Annotated in this window: 18 protein-coding genes; 10 read left to right on the top strand and 8 right to left on the bottom strand. The window is 35.0% G+C overall.

Going from position 1 to position 21041, the window contains the following annotated elements; genetic code table 11:
* Positions 1 to 68 precede the first annotated feature (68 nt).
* The 4 genes from E0Y80_RS06505 to E0Y80_RS06520 all read left to right on the top strand — a co-directional run bounded on the left by E0Y80_RS06505 (position 69) and on the right by E0Y80_RS06520 (position 4721).
* The gene (locus tag E0Y80_RS06505) at positions 69 to 692 is read left to right on the top strand and encodes a methyltransferase domain-containing protein (RefSeq protein ID WP_197091502.1); all 624 of its coding nucleotides are present in this window, start codon (positions 69 to 71) and stop codon (positions 690 to 692) included.
* Between the two features lie 399 nt (positions 693 to 1091).
* Positions 1092 to 1430, top strand: coding sequence for a hypothetical protein (locus tag E0Y80_RS06510; RefSeq protein WP_231595980.1), 339 nt, complete (start codon positions 1092 to 1094; stop codon positions 1428 to 1430).
* 88 nt (positions 1431 to 1518) lie between these two features.
* Positions 1519 to 2370, top strand: a complete 852-nt coding sequence (locus E0Y80_RS06515) for a DUF3347 domain-containing protein (protein ID WP_156306855.1) — start codon at positions 1519 to 1521, stop codon at positions 2368 to 2370.
* A 41-nt stretch (positions 2371 to 2411) separates the two neighbouring features.
* Complete coding sequence (locus E0Y80_RS06520; RefSeq protein WP_156306856.1) at positions 2412 to 4721, top strand: multicopper oxidase domain-containing protein; 2310 nt, start codon at positions 2412 to 2414, stop codon at positions 4719 to 4721.
* 75 nt (positions 4722 to 4796) lie between these two features.
* On the opposite strand, the gene E0Y80_RS06525 is transcribed toward E0Y80_RS06520, so the two are convergent.
* Entirely contained in the window at positions 4797 to 5666 is an 870-nt protein-coding gene (locus tag E0Y80_RS06525; protein ID WP_156306857.1) for a pirin family protein, read from the bottom strand.
* 167 nt (positions 5667 to 5833) lie between these two features.
* Positions 5834 to 6280 (bottom strand): DoxX family protein, encoded by a 447-nt coding sequence (locus E0Y80_RS06530; RefSeq protein ID WP_156306858.1) that lies wholly within the window; start codon positions 6278 to 6280, stop codon positions 5834 to 5836.
* Positions 6281 to 6505: 225 nt separating this feature from the next.
* Here E0Y80_RS06530 and E0Y80_RS06535 point away from each other — a divergent pair, with 225 nt between their 5' ends.
* The 3 genes from E0Y80_RS06535 to E0Y80_RS06545 are packed head-to-tail and all read left to right on the top strand — an operon-like array spanning position 6506 to position 10140.
* Entirely contained in the window at positions 6506 to 7291 is a 786-nt protein-coding gene (locus E0Y80_RS06535) for an N-formylglutamate amidohydrolase (RefSeq protein WP_156306859.1), read from the top strand.
* A complete protein-coding gene (locus tag E0Y80_RS06540) occupies positions 7278 to 9113 on the top strand; it encodes a peptidase MATCAP family protein (protein ID WP_156306860.1) in 1836 nt (611 codons plus the stop codon). The genes E0Y80_RS06535 and E0Y80_RS06540 overlap by 14 nt, the downstream gene beginning before the upstream one ends.
* Positions 9114 to 9135: 22 nt before the next feature.
* Entirely contained in the window at positions 9136 to 10140 is a 1005-nt protein-coding gene (locus E0Y80_RS06545; protein WP_156306861.1) for an ATP-grasp domain-containing protein, read from the top strand.
* A gap of 68 nt (positions 10141 to 10208) precedes the next feature.
* Here the strand turns inward: E0Y80_RS06545 and E0Y80_RS06550 are convergent, their stop codons facing one another.
* A complete protein-coding gene (locus E0Y80_RS06550; RefSeq protein ID WP_156306862.1) occupies positions 10209 to 11183 on the bottom strand; it encodes a YihY/virulence factor BrkB family protein in 975 nt (324 codons plus the stop codon).
* 124 nt (positions 11184 to 11307) lie between these two features.
* On the opposite strand from E0Y80_RS06550, the gene E0Y80_RS06555 reads away from it, so the two are divergent.
* Positions 11308 to 11469: a hypothetical protein gene (locus E0Y80_RS06555; protein ID WP_156306863.1), complete on the top strand. Its 162-nt coding sequence runs from the start codon at positions 11308 to 11310 to the stop codon at positions 11467 to 11469.
* 584 nt (positions 11470 to 12053) lie between these two features.
* Here the strand turns inward: E0Y80_RS06555 and E0Y80_RS06560 are convergent.
* The 5 genes from E0Y80_RS06560 to E0Y80_RS06580 all read right to left on the bottom strand — a co-directional run bounded on the left by E0Y80_RS06560 (position 12054) and on the right by E0Y80_RS06580 (position 19061).
* Positions 12054 to 15224, bottom strand: coding sequence for an efflux RND transporter permease subunit (locus tag E0Y80_RS06560; protein ID WP_156306864.1), 3171 nt, complete (start codon positions 15222 to 15224; stop codon positions 12054 to 12056).
* Between the two features lie 25 nt (positions 15225 to 15249).
* On the bottom strand, positions 15250 to 16308 hold the full coding sequence (locus tag E0Y80_RS06565) for an efflux RND transporter periplasmic adaptor subunit (RefSeq protein WP_156306865.1): 1059 nt from the start codon (positions 16306 to 16308) through the stop codon (positions 15250 to 15252).
* Between the two features lie 13 nt (positions 16309 to 16321).
* On the bottom strand, positions 16322 to 17644 hold the full coding sequence (locus tag E0Y80_RS06570; RefSeq protein ID WP_156306866.1) for a TolC family protein: 1323 nt from the start codon (positions 17642 to 17644) through the stop codon (positions 16322 to 16324).
* Positions 17645 to 18250: a TetR/AcrR family transcriptional regulator gene (locus E0Y80_RS06575; RefSeq protein ID WP_156306867.1), complete on the bottom strand. Its 606-nt coding sequence runs from the start codon at positions 18248 to 18250 to the stop codon at positions 17645 to 17647.
* Positions 18251 to 18398: 148 nt separating this feature from the next.
* On the bottom strand, positions 18399 to 19061 hold the full coding sequence (locus E0Y80_RS06580) for an NUDIX hydrolase (protein ID WP_156306868.1): 663 nt from the start codon (positions 19059 to 19061) through the stop codon (positions 18399 to 18401).
* A gap of 141 nt (positions 19062 to 19202) precedes the next feature.
* Here E0Y80_RS06580 and pfkA point away from each other — a divergent pair, with 141 nt between their 5' ends.
* A complete protein-coding gene (gene pfkA / locus E0Y80_RS06585) occupies positions 19203 to 20186 on the top strand; it encodes a 6-phosphofructokinase (RefSeq protein WP_156306869.1) in 984 nt (327 codons plus the stop codon).
* Positions 20187 to 20190: 4 nt separating this feature from the next.
* Positions 20191 to 21039, top strand: a complete 849-nt coding sequence (locus E0Y80_RS06590) for a hypothetical protein (protein ID WP_156306870.1) — start codon at positions 20191 to 20193, stop codon at positions 21037 to 21039.
* Positions 21040 to 21041: the final 2 nt, after the last annotated feature.

Below are 21041 nucleotides of genomic sequence, written 5' to 3' on the forward strand. Positions count from 1 at the left end.
AACAAAAGATACATAGCAATAAAAAATTAATTTTCAATTTTGTCCTATTGCTATCCGCAATATTGAAAATGAAACACACTATAGGGATTAATCAGCAGATGAAAACATCATTGGATCAAAACTTTTGGAACCAACGTTGGGAAACCCAACAGACGGGTTGGGATATTGGCTATGCTTCTACTCCTATAGTTTCATTTATGGATAGTTATCTAGATAAAAATGCAAAAATCCTAATTCCAGGATGCGGAAATGCACATGAAGCAGCATATCTTTTAGAGCAAGGGTTTAAAAATGTGACTTTAATAGATATAGCTCCTTTAGCAATCGAAAATGTTAGAAAAAGATTTAAAGAAAACCCACATATTGAAATTATTTTGGGTGACTTTTTTGAGCATGTAGGGCAGTATGACCTCATGCTAGAACAAACATTTTTTTGTGCGCTAGAACCCAAATTAAGAACTCAATATGCCAATAAGGCAAGTTCTCTTTTAAATAAAAATGGTCGAATTATCGGCGTATTATTTGGAAAGGAGTTTGAAAAAGAAGGGCCTCCATTTGGCGGATCAAAGGAAGAATATGTATCCATATTTGCAAAGGCCTTTGAAATTGAAAGAATGGACCTTTGTTACAATAGCATTCCAGCAAGGAAAGGCACAGAATTGTTTATTAACTTAAGGAGAAGAAATGGATAGAGTGAGAATATATTTAGCCCAATGGTCTATTATGAGGTTTTTGAGGTTAATTATGGGAATAATAATAATTATTCAAGGCTTAAAATCGGAAATGTGGTTAATAGCAGGATTAGGAATATTTTTTACCATTATGCCCCTATTGAATATGGGATGCTCAGCAAATGGTAATTGTGAAGTTCCATCTCGAAATCGAAGGTAATTCCTTCATCAAGAATTTGAAAGGTATAATTAATAATAGTTAGTGATGATTGGCTCAAATAAATTTTATTTGGGCCTTCTTTTTGTTTATTAATAAAGTTTAGCAAGATTAAATTCTATTTCACAGAACATTTTACCTAATTTTGTGATTAATACAATATGATGAGATACTTCTACATATTCTTATTTACAATGGTCTTTATGATGAGTCCAAAGCATAATTTTGCTTGTGAGGATCATGAAGTACCTCAAAATGTAGAAATGGAATGTACATCTCATTCCGAAGAAAATAATGTTTATTCTTGTTGTGATGAGGCTGAAACTCAATCTGCAGACCATCATCAAAATCAAAATGCATGTGGAGATTCCAGTAACTGCTGCTGCCCTATCATGGCAAATCACAGCTGTTGCTTTTTTTATACCCAGTCCATAGAATTCGACTTTAATATCACTTTACATAAAGAAGAAATTTCAACCATCCTTGTTTTCCAAGAAACAAATGGATTTTCATCAATTTTTATTCCTCCAAAAATAGCTTAATAAACAAAGGGACATTCTTGTTCTAACAATTTATTAAATGGCAAATGAATATTTGCTTATCTATTTCTATACAATAAAATTTTAAAAGATGAAAAATATATACATTTTCCTAGGTCTTTTATTGGCGCTAGGATTAAATACCAGCATAGCACAAATTAAAAATGTTAAATCAACAACAGTTGCTGTTAATGGCAATTGTGGCATGTGTAAAAAAACGATAGAGACAAATGGTTCTGAAAGCAATGTTTCTAAAGTAAGTTGGGATACCGACAAAAAAATTGCAGAGATTTCTTTCGACTCAACTAAAACTAGTGAAGAAGCAATTTTAAAGAAAATTGCTTTAGCAGGTTACGATAATGCACAGTTTCTCGCTCCTGATGATGTTTATGGTAAACTTCATGAATGTTGCCAATATGATAGAGACCATCAAATGGCTAAAGGAGGTCCGAATGCAGGTTCTCATGACCATATGCAACATGGAACAGAACACAATAATCACTCTACAGATCAAGCTAAAACCTTAGATCCAATTTTCAATGCCTATCTGAATCTTAAAGATGCTTTAATTGCTACGGACCCCAAAGCTGCCAATGCAGCTGCATTAAAATTATCTTCAGCTATTCAAAAAGTAGATATGTCAAGTCTTGGTGAAAAAGAACACCACACTTGGATGAAAGTAAAAGCCGGACTTGAAAAATCAGCAAATCAAATTTCAAAAGATCCTAAAATTGAAAGTCAAAGAAATGCGTTCATCAATCTTTCGAATGAGATCTACGCCCTTGCAAAAGATGCAAACACTAATTTAGAGTTGTATTACCAATTCTGTCCAATGGCAAATAATAATAAAGGTGCATACTGGCTGAGCAAAGAAGAAAAAATTAAAAACCCTTATTTCGGTTCAAAAATGATGACTTGCGGAGAGGTAAAAGAGAAAATCTAAAACCATTCTAGCAATATTTTTATTTAAATCGTATAAGGAATATGAAAAAGCTACTAACATTCATATTATTATGCATATTGATCATTCAAACTAATTTGGGTTATGCTCAAAAGGTGGTTCGATATGATCTGTACGTCACAGATAGTATGGTAAATTATGCTGGCAAAGAAAGACGAGCGATTGCAGTAAATGGCATGATTCCTATGCCAACATTAACATTTACAGAAGGTGATACCGCGGAAATTCATGTCCACAATCAACTGAATGAAGGGACCTCTTTACATTGGCATGGAGTATACCTTCCGAATAAAGAAGATGGTGTTCCATTCTTAACTCAAAAACCAATTGCTCCTAAAAGTACATTCGTCTATAGGTTTCCCATTATTCAGGATGGTACCCACTGGTATCATAGTCATTCAGGTATGCAGGAACAGATTGGGATGTATGGAGCTATGATATTAAAGAAAAGGTCCACTGATCCGACATTTAGAAAAGGCATAGATGACCTGCCCACTATTCCGGTGGTATTAAGTGAATGGACAAATTTAGACCCAGATAATGTACACCGGATGCTTCATAATGCAAATGATTGGTTTGCAATAAAAAAGAATGCAACACAAAGTTATGCCGAAGCAATTAAGGAAGGACATTTCAAAACAAAAATTACCAATGAATGGAAACGTATGTTGGCAATGGATGTGAGTGATGTCTATTATGACAGATTTCTATTGAATGGATCCTCTGAACAAATCTATTCCCAATTCAAGGCAGGTGACAAAGTACGTTTGCGTGTAATTAATGCTGGAGCATCCTCTTATTTTTGGCTGAACTATGCAGGAGGAAAAATAACGGTTGTTGCAAATGATGGAAACGACGTTGAACCTGTGGATGTCGACAGACTGATCGTAGGTGTTTCAGAAACCTATGATATTGTCGTGACGATTCCTGAAAATGGTTTCGCCTATGAATTTTTGGCAACCCCGGAAGATCGGACAAAGAATGTCTCCATGTATCTTGGCTCAGGAATAAAACAGTTAATAAGCCCTCTTCCTAAGCTTAAGTATTTTGAAGGCATGAAAATGATGAATGACATGATGAAGATGAACGGCGATCTGGATGATATGGGAATGAAAATGACCCTTCAAAAAATGGATATGAACACTGTCATGTATCCAGAAATTTCAGGTCAATCCAACCATGCTAATCATGCTAATCATACAATGGAAATGTCTCCAAAAGAGGATCATTCTAATCACAAAATGGATTCAACAGAATCTATGGAAGATAATGGGCATGACAATTCTTCGAATGATCATAGTCAACATGCAACATCTGATATCGTGACGTTGAATTACAGCATGTTACGTTCTCCAACCAAAACCACACTCCCAGTGGAAGCTAAAATCCGGGAGCTAAAATTTGAGTTAACGGGGAATATGAATAGGTATGTGTGGAGTATGGACAACAAAGTTCTAGCTGAAAGTGATAAAATCCTGATTAAAAAAGGGGAAGCCCTTAGAATCACCTTATTCAATAATTCCATGATGCGACATCCAATGCATTTACATGGTCATGATTTTAGAGTTATCAATGGACAAGGAGATTATGCGCCTTTAAAAAACGTCCTTGACATCATGCCAATGGAAACCGATACGATAGAGTTTCTTTCCAATGTAGATGGGGATTGGTTCTTTCATTGTCATATCCTTTACCATATGATGGCGGGAATGAACAGGGTATTCAGTACGGAAAATCAACCTCCCAATCCATATCTTCCAGACAAAAAATGGGCATACCGAGAACTACAAAAAGAAAGCAATCAAATACACTTTATGATTCAGAATGATTTTGCCAGTAATGGAAATGATGGTGAAATGATGTTTCATAATACCCGATATAGCTTAACAACTGAATGGAGGCTTGGATACCATGATATGCACGGTTATGAAGTAGAAACCCATTTAGGAAGATATATTGGAAAAATGCAGTGGTTCATGCCATTTGTCGGTTTCGATTATAGGTACCGAAGAATGGATAAACATGGGCCAGAAAAAAATCTCTTTGGTCAAAAAAACAGTAAAAATGAAAGAGCATTGATTTCAGCTGGTCTTGCTTATATGCTTCCCATGCTCGTTAGGTTCCAAGCAGAAGTTTATCATGATGGAAATGTGAGACTTCAATTAATGCGTGAAGACATTCCAATTTCTAAAAGGTTAAGAGCTGGACTTATGATTAATTCAGACATGGAATATATGGGCGATCTACGATATATCCTTACTAAAAACTTTGGAATAAGGACTCATTATGATTCTGATATGGGATTTGGTGTAGGCTTATCCGTAAATTATTAAATTTAAAGCAATTAAAATTAAATGGGTCAAGTATTTATTACATTGACCCATTTATCTTTTATTCAAAGCGACTGATTAATCAGCAAGATGTCCAAATTTACCAGTTTGAAAATCTCTAAATGCTTGTTTAATCTCATTCTCGCTGTTCATAACAAATGGTCCATAAGCAGCAATTGGTTCATTGATGGGTTGACCGCTCAACACTAAAATTACGGCATTATCCATAGCTTCTACTTCGATAGTTTCACCTTTGTTTTCAAATAATACGAAATGATCCGTTGCAACATCTACAGCATTGATTTTTACATTTCCTTCTATAATTAACATGGCTGTATTGTATGTTTCTGGAAACTCAAAATCAGCTTTCCCTCCTTTTTGTAATTTTGCATTCAACAGGTTTACAGGCGTAAATGTGCTAGCTAAACCTTTTGTACCCTTATATTCTCCTGCAACAACTTCAATAAATCCTTTATTATTTTCAACTTGAACTGTAGGAATATCTTTGTTCTCCAATGCCTGATATTTTGGCGTAGACATTTTATATTCTGCAGGCAAGTTTACCCAAAGTTGAACCATCTGAAACTCCCCTCCTTTTTTGCTCCATTCGGTTTCATGAAATTCCTTGTGAAGGATCCCTGAAGCTGCCGTCATCCATTGAACATCCCCTTCTGCAATGACACCGCCACCACCACTGCTATCCCCATGCTCTACCCTACCTTTGTATGCTAAAGTGACTGTTTCAAATCCTCTATGTGGATGTACTCCAACTCCTTTTGGTATTTCACTGGCTGGGAAATTATATTTTGAATTGTAATCAAATACTAAAAATGGATCCATCCTTTGCATCGTTATGGCAGATGGAATAAAACTATGAACCCTAAATCCATCTCCAACGAAATGTGGGATACCTGGCTTAATTATTCTCTCAATTTGTTTTGTTTTCATGGTATTCTCCTTAAATCTTATACAAAGGTAGCCCCCTATTAGCGTCATTGCATTGACCTATGGTAAGAACTGATATAAAACCCAATAGATTTTTGTCCAAAAAAATATGGCCTTGAATCCAAGGCCATTCCAAATAATACAAGAATTCTTTGTAGGAATATTTCCTACTAGATTTGCCTTTTATAGCCAGGCTTATTCATTTCTTTATCTAATGACATAGGACCTGAACCTACGATTAGAAAATAAATAAGCAACAATAATACAATAAGGGACAACCAAAACTCTGAATTCAGAAAACTAAATCCATTTGTAATATTGACAAAGAAAACCGCACCTATTAGGATAGGAATCTGAATTGCTACTGCCAATCTTGTACAAAGTCCTAATGCAACGAAGATTCCCCCAACCAAATGGGCAAACACAACATAATGTACAGCTGACCAAATCGATAATTGAAAATGAGTCTTTTCAATTAAATTAGCAACAGAGTCACGATCCATAATAAAGCTAATTCCTTTTGCAAAAATCAACACTCCAAGAAGAATTCGGACAAAATCTATCCACCTTGGATGGTGAGCGTCTCCCCAATGTTCAATGCGTTGAATTAGGTTCATAACAACCTCCTTTTTAACTGGTTATATAATTTCAACGCTAATTTAACAAGCTATATTGTATATATTCGATAATATTTTAATTAACTATCCTCCTATATAGTCATTAAATGAAAAAGTGAATCTTCGTTGGGGCTAAGGACAAGGAAAATATATTGTCCGATCATTATAAGGAAATTACAAACTAAATAATCCAATCTTTGTTCTTTATAACAGAAACGCATATATATGGCAAAATTCACAAAGTATTTTATTAAAGAGAATGAAAGCCCATTTTGGGCATTTGCTATTCATGACGGTCAGCAAATAGATGAACAAATCAAACCTTTTTATAATCTAAATGAACAGGAAAGATTAAGAGAAGAAGATCCTTTTACAGCATTGATGGCAGAACTTCCAATTAATCAATTTGTTGTTTCGTCTTCTAGATTTCAATTAGATCTTAATAGAATAGTTAATGATTCCGTTTATTTAAAACCTGAACAAGCCTGGGGTTTAACTGTCTTTCGGAATGATCTTCCAGAAACTATAATCAATGATCTTTATCTTGATCATAAAAATATCTATGAGGAAATTGAGGAATTAATAGAAAGGACCATTGCTACTTATGGATTCTTTGTTGTTTATGATATTCACAGCTATAATGCAAAGAGAAGTGGTCCTGATGAAGTTGTTGATGTCAATAAAAACCCTCAAATCAATTTAGGAACTGCCTACATTGACCCTAAATGGAATTCTCTAGTTAATAATTTAATAACATACATTCAAAAAGAAAAACTGTATTCAGAAGATATTGATATTCAAGAAAATATTAAATTTAAAGGAGGAAATTTATCCCAGACATTAAATAAAAAATATGGCGAATATGGTTGTGTTATTTCTATAGAATTTAGGAAAGATTTTATGGATGAATGGACGGGCTTACCGGATATTCATAAAATCGTTTCTTGCAAAGAATTACTATTAAATACCTTACCGATTTTAAAAAAGTATTTCGATTATGACTCAAGATAAGAACAAACCATTATTGAGAATCTTGAACGCTATTAATAAGCGTAATCCTATTCATTATCAGATTCCTAATATTGGTAAATTCATCTTTAATAAAATTGTTCCTTACATATTTATTTATAGAGTCCCTTCTTCTGAAAAAAGGGATAAAATGCTTGTTGATCTTGCAAAAACTGAAAATGCTAGTATTGTTTGTAAATCCCACGATTTCAATTTAGAGGAATGGATAAAACCTATATCTCAAAAACTAGCAGAGGAGTTTGGTGCATGTCTTTTAGTTGAAGCATGGGTAGCTGATGAAAATCAAAAAGAAGATATTTTAATTCATGTCGGACAGAAGGATCTACTCCCTTTAGCAGAATATTTTCAAAAAAATATTAAAAAAGAAGCCCGTGAGATAGACGTTGCCCTGTCCAAGGATTTAAATATTCCTCAACCAGTTGATGTACCTTCTATTTTCAGTAAAAAAGAGTTGCAAAATAAGCAAACCCTTTTAATGGGAATATCTATAAAACAGAATTATATTGAAGATGATGATCAGGTTCTGCCAATATTAATGCGTTTATATAGGGAAACATTAGCGAAATCCCTGTCGCGTCTTTTTTTCGAATTCTTGCGTGTCTACACACATCTCAATGCAACAGCCCAAAAACTGAATTTCCATCAAGAATTAACGCCATTGATGATTGAAATTGATAAGTCTCTTGCTCAGGAAAGTACGAAATTTGACTTTCTACTAATGGTTACTCCATTAAATGCACATGAAGCTTGGCTGCAATTTAAAAAGGACAAATTTTGGAAAACCCCTAAATTCCTATATAGACCCATGCATGTTGATCCTGACCTCGTAAAAAGAAGACTCTATAATTTACGAATTGAGGATATCTATGACCCAACGATGGCTTATATCTTCAGGGATAAAAGAACTGAACTCGATTCTATGGTTAGTATGATTGCGGATCGTGGGAAAGATGATTTTCTCCATGGTAGCTTACAGGTCTTTGGGAATGTTTCTGAGAAGCTTTATAAATCTGCAATGGCAATTTTAATGGTCACTGAACCTGAAGAGCCTATTAAAAAAGCAGATGAGTACCTTTCCGCACAAGAATTTGCTAAGTTGGCAAGAGATGAAATAAAATTCTTGCAGCTTCAAAATCCTGAATTCAACAGCCCTGTCCGAGTACGGGAGGACATTTCTGGGGTGATGGTTAACCGAGGGGCATTGAATATAAGCAAGGAATATAGAATTACTCGTCAAAGAGCTGAGGCCTTAATCCAGCACGAAATCGGAACGCATGTCGTCACCTATTTTAATGGTAGGCAACAACCTTTAAGCATATTTAGCCTTGGTGTACCAGGTTATGAAGAATTACAGGAAGGTTTAGCTGTATTAGCCGAATATATTGTAGGTGGATTAAATAATGACCGCCTAAGGATTATTGCTGCACGGGTAATAGCAGTCCAAAATATGCTCCTAGGAAATTCATTCATCGATACTTTTACCATGCTTGTCGATCAATACAGCTTCCAAACTGAAACTGCTTTTCAAATCGTCATGCGAGTATATCGAGGTGGAGGCTTAACTAAAGATGCGCTGTATTTAAAAGGTATTATGGAATTGTTGACATACCTGAAAGATGGCAATAATGTTCATTTACTCATGATGGGAAAAATAAGGAAAGATTACCTTCCTATCATAAAGGATCTATTGCAAAAAGAGATCCTTATCCCTCCAGCCATAACTCCGAGATATCTGTTCCCAGATTTCAGTCCACAATGGAAAGATGTAAAACGGAGAGGAAGTATATTCAAACTAATTCAATAAATATATTTTTCAATTAAAATTTATGAAAATCGCAATTCTTATCAATCAATCTCACAAGGAAGAAGAAAGATTCACGACGACTATGCTCGCTATGAAAGCGTTAGATAGAGGTCATGATGTTTATTATATTGGATTAGCTGACTTTGTTTATGAAGATGAACAAACCATATTGGCTCATTGCAGAATTATCAAACCAGAGCATGGGCTCAGTACCCCAGGGGCATTTGTAAATCACCTCAAAGATGCTGCAAAGACATTGGTGAATTTGGAAGATATTGATGTATTATGGTTAAGGTTTGATCCTACTTTAGATATGATTAATAGACCATGGGCAGCTGCTGCAGGGATTCAGTTCGCTCAAATAGTAAAGAAAAATGGTCGGTTAGTCATCAATGATCCAGACTATCTGGTTCAAGCAAATAATAAGCTCTATCTAGAAAACTTTCCTAAAGATGTACGTCCAAAAACTTTAGTCACTAGAAACCACGAAGACGTTCTCAGATTTCTAGAAGAACAGAAAGAAAAGATCATTTTAAAGCCTTTAAAAGGTTCTGGAGGTAAAAATGTATTTATGATTGACTATAAAGAACGGCAGAACTTAAAACAAACAGTGGAAGCGATTGCGAGAGATGGTTATGTAATTGCACAGGAATATCTTCCCGAAGCCAAGAAAGGAGACATCCGATTTTTTATGATGGATGGTGAACCGCTTATAGTTGATGGCAAATATGCTGCTGTACGTCGCGTACAAAAGGAAGATGAAATCCGAAGCAATATTCATCAAGGAGCAAAGCCTGAAGAAGCTATCATCGATGAGCATATTCTAAACTTAGTTGGAAAGGTATCTCAACAGCTAAAAGATGACAATATGTATTTGGTAGGTCTGGACATTGTAGGTGATAAAATCATGGAAGTCAATGTATTCAGTCCAGGAGCTTTATTCCATGCAACAGAAATCCTTGGAAAAGATTTTGCCAATGAAATCATTGTTGACCTTGAAAAAAAGGTAAAAGACTATTATCAATAAATAACAAAATTGCTCAGACTTCAGATTGAATTTCGATTAATTGAATGTCTGAGCAATCCTTATTATAATTATTTTTCGATTACTTTTTCTTCTTCCGTTAATGGTGCAGGAGGAATTTCACTGACATTTCGCTCAATTTCCTTCAATTCTACATGAACAGCATATTCTGATGGTTCAATACTTATACCATGATAGGTGGCATACTCTCTCGTAAATATTGCCCCAAAGTATAAGATTGCAGCTGTATAATAAACCCATAATAAAATCAAAACAATTGATGCTGCAGCTCCATAAGTGCTTTCTGTATCTGATGACTGTAAATAAAAACCAATTCCAAATCGACCTATTGCAAACAGAATGGAAGTAAAGAAAGCTCCGGCTTTCACTGGTCGCCAACTGATATTTACATCGGGTAAGACTTTAAAGATGACGGAGAATAGGATAAACGTAATGCCAAAAGTTAATAAAAAGTTGATAGCGTCCATGAAATAGACCGTCATGTCTGGAAAGAACCGTAATAATCTATCCGTAAAGGCTAATATAATACCATTGACCACCAAGGTCACTACCAATAAAAATCCTAGTCCAATGATCAGGGAGGAGGATAATAAACGATCCATAATCATTTTTAACCAACCCTTTTTAGGTTTTGCTTTTACATGCCAAATTTTGTTTATTGAATTTTGCATGTCCCCAAAAACGGTAGTTGCACCAATAATCAAAGTGACAATACTGACGATTAACGCTAAATTGGACTTGCCTGACAATTCCAAATTCTTAATTACATCTTGAATTTGCCTTGCCGCAGTCAATCCAACCAATTCGTTTAATTCTGAAAAAAGCTTCCCTTTAATTGCTTCTTCACCATAAAATATTCCTGCTAAAGAAATCATTAACACTAATATGGGGCCGAGAGAAAATATCGTATAATACGCTAATGAAGCACTGTACTTCATACTGTCTTCATTCATGAATCCCATTACAGAATTCTTTAAAATATTAAATGTATCCTTAAAAAACCCCTTACTTTCCTGTTTTTCCATATATAATTTAATTCCCCTTCCCTATTTAACAGGAAGACAAATAAAAAGTTTGTTAATCCTTCAAAATCTTAATCGAACATTCCAATGTCCTAATTGTTCTGATTTAAACAAACAACTAATAATCATGAGTAATCAAAAAGAAATCAAAAAGGATTCAAACGAAACTGATAAAGCCAATCAACCAAGAGAAGAAAATGAAAAGGTTCAATCAGATACAGGTAAAAGGCCAGAAGGTGATACAAATCCACTCCCTCCAAATCCCAATAAAGTTGATGACCATAAGTAATAAAATAAAATGGCCTGAAATAAATTCATTTCAGGCCATTCTTTAAAATAGTTAGTGTGTGTATTTCTTGTGTTTTTATTGTATTCGATCTGAAATCCTTCGATAAATTTTTCTCTCAATATTTAATATGACCAAGTACGGGAAAATTCGCGAGAATAGGATATATTTCTCTAAAAAGTAAACCTTTTCAAAAGTATTAAAATTAAAAAATAGACCTAAATTGATCAAAAACCTATATTTTCTAGCTTTTTTAATAGATGTTTAGACAACAAGTTTTCCGATTATTTCCACTTATTTTTTCAGGAATTCCACTCTTAAATCAACTCATTAGTGAGAAATTAACTCTAAAATTTACCGGTTTTATCATTTTGTGAAAAATTAATCAATTTATTTTTTAGGATATCAATTCAATTTCAGCAATAGATTTGATAGTTTAAATATTTTCTCTTTTGATATATGATGACAAAAATTTCTAGGGTTTTCTGAAATTATATTTTCGATTAAATCTAACCGATTTTAATGAAATAAAAAGGCCTGGTAAAAATTCCAGGCCTTTTGATATTTAGAAATTTAATTGTTCTGCATTAATTATGTTTAACGTCCATTTCATCAATGTAATGTTCGTTTTTCTCATAATCTGCCTCCATTAAGGTTGCATAATCAGTTTTTTGTTTTTTACCCCAACGACGACCAAAACTATCGAATATGGAATAAACAACCGGTACAACCACTAAGGTTAGTAATAATGATGATAATAACCCACCAATAATTACAATTGCTAATCCTCTATTGGTATCCGCTCCATCACCTGTTGCTAGAGCAATAGGAATCATACCAAATACCATCGCAATCGTCGTCATTAGGATAGGACGAAGACGTGCATGATTGGCAGCAACTAAGGCATCATGTGTGGAATCACCATGTTCCTTACGATGATTTGCAAAGTCAACTAATAGAATCGCATTCTTTGCAACCAAACCAATTAACATGATAATACCTAAAATCGTAAAGATATTCAATGTTTGATTTGTTAATGCCAATAATAACAAGGCACCGATAAATGATAATGGAATAGAGAATAATACCACAAATGGAGTTGAGAAACTATCATAAAGTGCTACCATTACTAAATATACCAAAAGAATGGATGCAATTAAGGCAATTCCTAATGTTCCAAATCCTTCTTGCTGGCTTTCCATATTACCGCCCCAAATATAAACTACACCAGGTTTGCGTTCTAATTTTGAAAATTCAGCTTCCCATTCTTGTGCTACTGTACCCATTGGACGTCCTACAACAGAACCTTGAACCGATACGGCAGGTGATTTATCACGACGTTCCAATAAGGTTGGTCCAGATCCATACGTCACGGTTGCAAATTGATCCAATGAGATCGTTGCCCCTTGATTATTGATGAACTTCAGATTTCTAACATTATTGATATCAGCTCTTCCACTTTCGGAAAAACGAATATTAATATCGTACTCATTATCACCAGCCCGGAATTTATTATCTGTATTTCCAGAAAATGCAGTTTGCATAGTCATTCCGACGGTCGCAACATTCAACCCTAAACTTGTCATCTTATCACGATCAACCTGAACACGTATTTCTGGGTTACCATCTTCTGAGGTCAATTTAACACCTGTAGCTCCTGGAATATTTCTCAACAATTCTTCAGATTTAATCGCAAATTCACGAGCATCCTCAATATCAGATCCAATTACTGTTAATTTTAATGGAGCTTGTTCAGCACCCATTAAGCCCATATTTACAGTTGTAACTTTTGCTCCTACCAGCTTGTTCTCCAACTCTCTTTTCAATCTTGCTGAATAAACTTTTGAACTCTCTGTGTAGGTATCTTTTAAGATCACATGGATCTCTGATTTATATCTTGAACCAGCAGTAGACATTACCCCATCGGAAGATTGTCCAACTGTTGTAATAATACTCTCAACCTCCGGCTTAGATTCAAGGATCGATTCGGCTCTCTGGGTTAGGAAATTGGTCTTCTCTAGTGAAGCATCTTTTTCCAATTCCAACTGAACCATGAATTCACCTTTATCGGATGCTGGGAAAAAGTCTGAACCAATGTATCCTAAACCTACCAGCATAAATGAACCAAAGAAAAGAGCCATGGCAATCAATAAAGTCGCAAGTTTAGTTTTCCAATTTTTCAAACACCATTCTAGAATGCCAGTAATCCAATGAGTGAATTTTGTTAATCCTGCTTCAAAACCATGAACAATCTTTCCAATAAATGAATTTGGATTTACATGTTCTAACTTTCCGAAACGAGAATATAACCATGGAACAATCGTAAATGAAACCAATAAGGACAATAATGTTGAAATAATTACAGTCACACAGAATTGAGCAAGGATATTTGCAACTAATCCAGTTGACATCGCAATTGGTAAGAATACAACGACGATTACTAAGGTAATTGCCGATACGGTAAATCCAATTTCTTTTGCTCCGTCATATGCAGCACGAACTTTATTTTTACCCATCTCCATATGACGGTGGATATTCTCAATTACAACAATCGCATCATCGACCAAAATTCCGACTACTAAGGAAAGTCCCAATAATGACATTAAGTTTAAGGTATATCCCATTAATAGCAAACCAATAAATGTGGCAATTAATGAAAGTGGAATTGCCACCATGGTAATTGCAGCATTCCTTAAACTGTGTAAGAAGAACAACATGATAAAACCTACTAATGCAATTGCGATCATTAAATCGTGCATAACGTTATTCGCAGCATTCAAGGTATAATCAGTCGAGTCATTTGCAACTAATATCTTAATGTCATTCGTTTTATAGTCATTCTCTACGGTAGTAATTGTTTCCTTAACTAATTTGGATACTTCTACCGCATTTGCATCAGATTGTTTAAATACCTGAAGTAAAATGGTATTCTTACGGTCTAAACGAGCTATTTTCTCAATCTCTTTAATTCCATCTTGAACATCGGCAACATCTCTCAAGAAAATAGTGACACCTGTTGGGGTAGTGATCGGAAGATTCCTTAATTCTTCTACATCCACAACTTTTCCTGCCAGACGTATCGTAGTTCTATTTTCACGTGTACTTACGTTTCCTGTAGGGAAATCAAGGTTGGACTGTGCAATAACATTTTGAATCTGAGAAATGGACACTCCATAACCTTCAGCTTTTTCAGGATCTACGGAAACTTGTATTTCACGTTCTTCACCACCAATCATATCTACTTTCGCAACCCCTGAAATACGGGCAAAAATAGGTTGGATTTTGTTGTCCAATAGATCATAAAGTTCTTTTTCAGATTGATTGGAGGTCACTGCCAAACTCATAATGGCAATGTCATCCAAAGAGAATTTATTGAGGGATGGCGCTTCAACGTCCTCGGGGAGATCATTCAACACAGCATTAATCTTCCGCTGTGCATCCGTGAGCAAGAAATTGACATCTGCCCCATCGTTCAACGTAATCATAACGATGGATACGTTTTCAAGCGAGGTAGATTCTAATTTCTTGATATTTTCCAATGAGGAAACAGCATCTTCAATTTTCTTCGTAACAGTACTTTCAACCTCTGAAGGTGAAGCACCAGGATACACCGTCTGAATGGTAATAACATTTACCTCAAACTTTGGTATCAACTCATATCCCAATTGAGAATATGAGAATATCCCACCTAACGTCAATAGTATAAATAATACTATAATTAGACTGGGACGTTTTATCGATATTTCGGTAATTTTCATTTGATGAATTCGTTCTTAGCAAAAATTATTTAATGATTTCTACAGGAGTATTGTTGAACAAGTTAATTTGACCTGAAACAATAACTTGATCTCCAGCTTGTAATCCACTGATCACTTCAATCTTATCACCGAAGCTCCTACCAGCAACTACTTCAGTTTCTACAGCTTTACCATTTTTCAAAACGTAAACCTTATTATCTGAAATACTTCCTACAAAAGCAGTCCTTGGCACCACCAAAACACTTGATGTACCTTGTGTGCCAAATACAGCTGTACCATACATACCAGCACGTAATTCATTATTAGGATTATTTGCTAATTCAATCTCCACAGGGAAGTTTAAGCTACCATCTGATTTCGGAGCGATAAAGGTAATTTTACCTGTAAATTCTTTATCAGCATATACGCTAACCTTAACATTTACCGCCTGACCTACACGTAATGCAGCAACATTTTTCTCATCAACATTGACTCTTAACTTTAATGTACTAACATTCACAATGTCAAATGCTGGAGTTCCAGGACTAACATAGGCACCTGGTTCAATCTTACGAGCATTCACAATTCCTCTTACTGATGTTTTAATAGTTACATCGCCAGCAGTCAACTTAGCACTCTTCAAGTTGTTTTTAGCATTTTCAAATTGAAGTTTCATTTGATCAACCTGCTGTTGGGTTACTCCACCAGTTGATAAAGCATTTTCATAACGTTGCAGATTTGCTTGTGCATTATCATAGGAAGCTTGCGCATTTGCTACATTCACATTTAATTTATCACCTTCTACAACTGCAAGGGTTTGGCCAGGTGAAACTCTTGAACCTTCATCTACTAAAACACGAACCACACGACCTCCAGTTTCAGCAGCAACAGTTACCTCTTGCTTTGGCATAAATGTACCGTTGGCTAGATATTCTAAACTCATATTGCTATTCTCTGCAGTATCGATACGAACTGCTACTGCAGCATTTTTCTCAGCTACCGCAGCAGTAGCTGCATCATTTTTCGCCTTATTCTTTTGAAGAATAAAGTAAATACCTGCTCCTGCAGCAATGATAACAAGTAAGGTAATTAATGTACGTTTCATTTATGTGGTTATATTATTCGTTTACTAATGTTTTTAATTCTCCATTTGCTTTGATTAACTGAACCTCAGCAATTTTATAATTTAATAAAGATGTATTTAGATTATTCTCAGCTGTTGCCAATGCATTCTCAGCGTCCAATAACTCTGTTAAAGTCGCTAAACCATTACGGTAATTGTTTTGCGTATCATCCAATACCTCTTTAGATAATTCTACGTTTCTCCTATTGGCATCAACTGTTAATAAGCTGTTCTTAATTTGGGCCTTTGCATTTTCATTTGCCAAATTCAATCCCAAACGTGCATCTTCAATATCAACATCTAATTGTTTGATCTGAATGGTTGCTTGGTTAATCTTTGCTTTTGTTGATCCTCCATTGAAGATTGGAATGGATAAGTTCAATCCTAGTCCTGATGTTGGGAACCATTTAAAATCATTTGATCCTGGAACTCCATTACCGAAACCTTGGTAACCAATATCTCCACCAAAGGATAACGATGGGTAATATGCAGCTTTCATACTCTTGCGGTTAAGTTCCAATAATTCTGACTGCTTTTCTAATACTTTGATTTCGGTTCTTCCCGAAAGATCCATCGTATTTGCGGATGCCAGTTGTGCGTTGATGTCAAATGTTTCATCTGGTAATTCAATCGCTGTTTCAATAGGCATTCCAATAGCAAACTTTAGAGCATTTTCTTTTAACTCGAGCGCATTAACAATAATTTGTCTTTGTGCTTGTAAATTGTTAATGTTAACGACTATCCTATCTAAATCGATCTGTCTAGCAATTCCTGCAGTTACCAATCCCTCAATAACACTCTTGGTTTTATTTGTATTTTCTAAGTTATTATCAATTGTTTCTAATTGTAACTGTGTTGTAAATACATCATAGTAAGCATTTGCAACTTTTTCAATTAACATTTCATCAGTCAATTGGGAATTGATTTGATAAAATTCTCGTGTTGTTTTAGCTGCTTTTAGCCCTGTGAACAAGGACTGGTTAAAGATCTGTTGGTTTACAGACAAACCAGCTGTAGAGTTCCATGGCTGTCCCATTTTCAAATATTGAGTCTGACCACCAATATCTAAGGGCATACTTGGAATGATAGCATTATACTTCACATTTGCGGATGCATTGATTTGTGGTAATGCTCCAGCTCTGACCTCATCAATTTGATATTCTGAATTCTCAAGGTCGAGTTTTGCTTTTTTAGCATCTGCCTTATTATCCAATGCATATTTAACCGCTTCCTGTAAGGTTAAGGTCTCTTGTGCATGTAACAATGAACCCGACAGCATCCCTGCCACCAATAGGGCCATAAGTTTAGTTCTCTTCATTTATTTATTGCTAGCTATTCTTGCTTCGAAAATTAATTTTAATGCTCTTTTTTGACTCTCCAATATCTTATCCACATTGTCTTCATTTGGAATTCCTGTAATAACGTCTGAAATGGTATGGATAATACCCAACCCTTTTTGTATTTCAACCAATGTACAGGCACTTCCTTCAACATCCTCCATTATCAACTCTCCATTAGTTATAGACTTTTTATAGAGTGACTTTATTAAAGCTACTTCACGTTGATAAAAATCCTGCATTACCTCATTGATGTCCAAACCTTTTATCCAGTCTAGATTTTCACAGATATGAAGCACATAATATTTGCGTGTAAATCCTGCTCTATAATCTAGTATCTCATTCATGGTTTTCATTAAATCTCCTGAATAGGATTCGACAATTTCCTTCTCTCCTGCATACACATCATTGCCAAGTTTTATTAATACATCCAAAATCAATGTTGACTTATCTGGATAATAGTAATAAAGATTAGCTTTAGTAATTCGCAGATCATCGGCAATTTCATTCATTGTGGTTTTATGAAAACCAAAATGAGAGAAGCGTTTAAGCGCTGCTTCAATGATTTGATCCTTACGATTCTCCATTTTTACCTTTTGTTATTTTTGACTTTTTCTAAAAATTGTTCAAAAGTAAAGAATAGAAATTAAATAATATCATCCCTTTGTCAAAAAAGTGATCATTAACACTTTTTTAACGGTAAGATATTATAGAATTTAATTAAGTAAAGAGGATTTAGTCCTGACTAAATGTTTTGTGGAATTTCTTTTTATCGAAAGAATATAATTTTGCTGCTCGATATGATACGCCTTTCTGAAATTCATTCAACTCTTTGAGATAGCCCAAATTGTTTATCTTTTTTCTGAAATTTCGTTTATCAAGCTGTTTATTCAATAGCGCTTCATATACCTGCTGTAATTGGGTTAGGGTAAATTTTGAAGGCAATAATTCATAGGGTGTCATGGAATAGGAAACAGTCTTTTTTAGACGATCTAAGCTGAGCTCAATAATTTCTTTATGGTCAAATGCTAGGTCAGGCAATGCTGTTACAGGAAACCATTTTAATTGTCGCATATAAGTACTTCCGGATGAAATCTTATTTTTCACTTCTTCCATCTGAACTAGAGCCAAATAAGCAACGGTCAATATGCGACCTTCGGGATGTCTCTTCACCCCTGCGAATGCAGCTAATTGATCCATATAGATATCCTTTAATCCAGTCATCTCAAATAAAATACGAGAAACGGCATCTTCCATTTCCTCATATTTATTCACAAAATAACCTGGCAGTGCCCACCAATCCTTATAAGGATACTCATTCCTTTCGGCCAACAACACCTTTAATTGTCCTTCATCAAAGGTAAGAATGACGCAATCTATGGTAAAATGTGTCTGCAAAATTTAAATTTATTTATATTGATCAATTGTTTCCTGAAAACCTCAACAATAATAACAATTACACAAACAAATTACTAAAAAAATTTAATAGTGTAGGAAATACACATTATATTCGTAATTCTAAAAAATAAGAAAGACCTAATGGACAAGATACGAAGGATTGGCGTTTATACATCAGGAGGTGACGCTCCAGGCATGAATGCTGCCATTCGCGCAGTAGTTCGTACCGCACTTTTTAACGACCTAAAAGTTACCGGAATTTTTAGGGGCTATGAAGGAATGATTGAAGGCGATTTTACCGAAATGGTTAGTCGTTCAGTTAGTTCTATCCTTCAAAAAGGTGGAACCATTTTAAAATCCGCAAGATGCCCAGAGTTCAGAACTCCGGAAGGACGTAAAAAAGCCTACGAAAATGTAAGAAAAGCTGGAATTGATGCACTTGTTGCCATCGGTGGCGATGGAACCTTTACAGGTGCTGAAATTTTCTCACAAGAGTATAATATACCGGTGATGTGTATTCCTGGAACGATAGATAATGATCTATATGGAACAGATTACACATTAGGCTTTGATACGGCCAACAATACCGTAATTGATGCTATTGATAAAATTAAAGACACAGCAGCATCACATAATAGATTATTTTTCGTTGAAGTTATGGGTAGAGATTCAGGTTGTATAGCCTTGAATGCTGGTGTAGCTGGCGGGGCGGAGGCTATCATGTTACCTGAGAAAGATACGGCTATCGATGAACTAATCGAAATGTTAGAAGTAGCAAAGGAGAGAAATAAAACCTCTATGATTGTTATTATTGCTGAAGGTGACAAAAACGGTGGCGCTTACAATGTTGCTAAACGCGTGGAAGAAAAATTTGATTTTTATGACACAAAAGTTAGTATATTAGGGCATTTACAACGTGGCGGATCCCCAAGTAGTTTTGATCGAGTATTGGCAACCCGAATGGGATATTTCGCGGTGAACGAATTAATAAATGGAAATAAAAGTGCTACGGTAGGTATTCGAGGTAGTAAAATGGTAGCAACCAGCCTAGAAGAAGCTTTGCGAGGTAAAGAGTTTAAACTTGACGAGGAGCTTATCACAATTGCTGAAGTAATGAACATTTAAACTTATGATTGCAGTCGTATTTAGTGGATCCAGATATGCCGATTGGCGTTTAGCTGAAAAAGGACGAGTCCTACATGGATTTCGAACTTCCGGCATCAATCCATATATACAAGATGAAAGATTTATATTTCAGCTCTTAAATAAGAATACGCAGCTCATTAATAATGCTGAAAAGATTCGGAAAATATATTTTTTCGGCGCTGGAGCATCTTCTAAAGAAAGACAGGAAAAGATAGAAAAAGTCTTTACTCAATTTTTTAAAAATGCAAAAGTAAAAGTTAGCCATGATATGTTGGCATCAGCAATTTCCACCTTTGGTAACGATAAAGGTATTATAGGAATTATTGGAAGTGGGTCGAATGCTGCATTTTACAATGGCAGAAAGGTCCTTGAAAATAATTACGGATTAGGTTATATCCTTGCTGATGAAGCTTCCACAAATTGGCAAGCTAGACAGATCTTGAAAGATTTCCTTACTGAAGCAATGCCGCAGGGATTTCGTGAAAAACTCCTAAACAAACACAACATTGATCGTAAAATGATCTTGGACAAAACATATAATACCCCTAACCCTAATATTTTTCTAACCTCATTTGCAGATTTTATCTTGGAAAACAAAGAGGACCCTTACATGGAAGGAATCATTAGGAAAGGCTTAGAATTATATGTTAAAACTTATCTAATACCTCTCTCAGAGGCCTATCCAGATTCAATATTGAATTTCACTGGTTCTGTAGCAAACAATTATGCAGATTGGCTCCGAGAAATAGCAAAAGAAAATCATTTAACAGTGGGAACCATTATTCGGGAACCTGTTCAAAATCTTGTAAAATATTTTATAAATAAAAATTAGTA

Source organism: Sphingobacterium endophyticum (genome assembly GCF_009733535.1).
GTDB lineage: Bacteria > Bacteroidota > Bacteroidia > Sphingobacteriales > Sphingobacteriaceae > Sphingobacterium > Sphingobacterium endophyticum.

Excerpts from the sequence above, each read along its gene's own strand:
- E0Y80_RS06515 (WP_156306855.1), top strand. The coding sequence starts at position 1,519 with ATGAAAAATATATACATTTTCCTAGGTCTTTTATTGGCGCTAGGATTA.
- E0Y80_RS06525 (WP_156306857.1), bottom strand. The coding sequence starts at position 5,666 with ATGAAAACAAAACAAATTGAGAGAATAATTAAGCCAGGTATCCCACAT.
- E0Y80_RS06535 (WP_156306859.1), top strand. The coding sequence starts at position 6,506 with ATGGCAAAATTCACAAAGTATTTTATTAAAGAGAATGAAAGCCCATTT.
- E0Y80_RS06510 (WP_231595980.1), top strand. The coding sequence starts at position 1,092 with ATGATGAGTCCAAAGCATAATTTTGCTTGTGAGGATCATGAAGTACCT.
- E0Y80_RS06530 (WP_156306858.1), bottom strand. The coding sequence starts at position 6,280 with ATGAACCTAATTCAACGCATTGAACATTGGGGAGACGCTCACCATCCA.
- E0Y80_RS06565 (WP_156306865.1), bottom strand. The coding sequence starts at position 16,308 with ATGAAACGTACATTAATTACCTTACTTGTTATCATTGCTGCAGGAGCA.
- pfkA (WP_156306869.1), top strand. The coding sequence starts at position 19,203 with ATGGACAAGATACGAAGGATTGGCGTTTATACATCAGGAGGTGACGCT.
- E0Y80_RS06545 (WP_156306861.1), top strand. The coding sequence starts at position 9,136 with ATGAAAATCGCAATTCTTATCAATCAATCTCACAAGGAAGAAGAAAGA.
- E0Y80_RS06555 (WP_156306863.1), top strand. The coding sequence starts at position 11,308 with ATGAGTAATCAAAAAGAAATCAAAAAGGATTCAAACGAAACTGATAAA.
- E0Y80_RS06505 (WP_197091502.1), top strand. The coding sequence starts at position 69 with ATGAAACACACTATAGGGATTAATCAGCAGATGAAAACATCATTGGAT.
- E0Y80_RS06590 (WP_156306870.1), top strand. The coding sequence starts at position 20,191 with ATGATTGCAGTCGTATTTAGTGGATCCAGATATGCCGATTGGCGTTTA.
- E0Y80_RS06560 (WP_156306864.1), bottom strand. The coding sequence starts at position 15,224 with ATGAAAATTACCGAAATATCGATAAAACGTCCCAGTCTAATTATAGTA.
- E0Y80_RS06575 (WP_156306867.1), bottom strand. The coding sequence starts at position 18,250 with ATGGAGAATCGTAAGGATCAAATCATTGAAGCAGCGCTTAAACGCTTC.
- E0Y80_RS06550 (WP_156306862.1), bottom strand. The coding sequence starts at position 11,183 with ATGGAAAAACAGGAAAGTAAGGGGTTTTTTAAGGATACATTTAATATT.
- E0Y80_RS06570 (WP_156306866.1), bottom strand. The coding sequence starts at position 17,644 with ATGAAGAGAACTAAACTTATGGCCCTATTGGTGGCAGGGATGCTGTCG.
- E0Y80_RS06540 (WP_156306860.1), top strand. The coding sequence starts at position 7,278 with ATGACTCAAGATAAGAACAAACCATTATTGAGAATCTTGAACGCTATT.
- E0Y80_RS06520 (WP_156306856.1), top strand. The coding sequence starts at position 2,412 with ATGAAAAAGCTACTAACATTCATATTATTATGCATATTGATCATTCAA.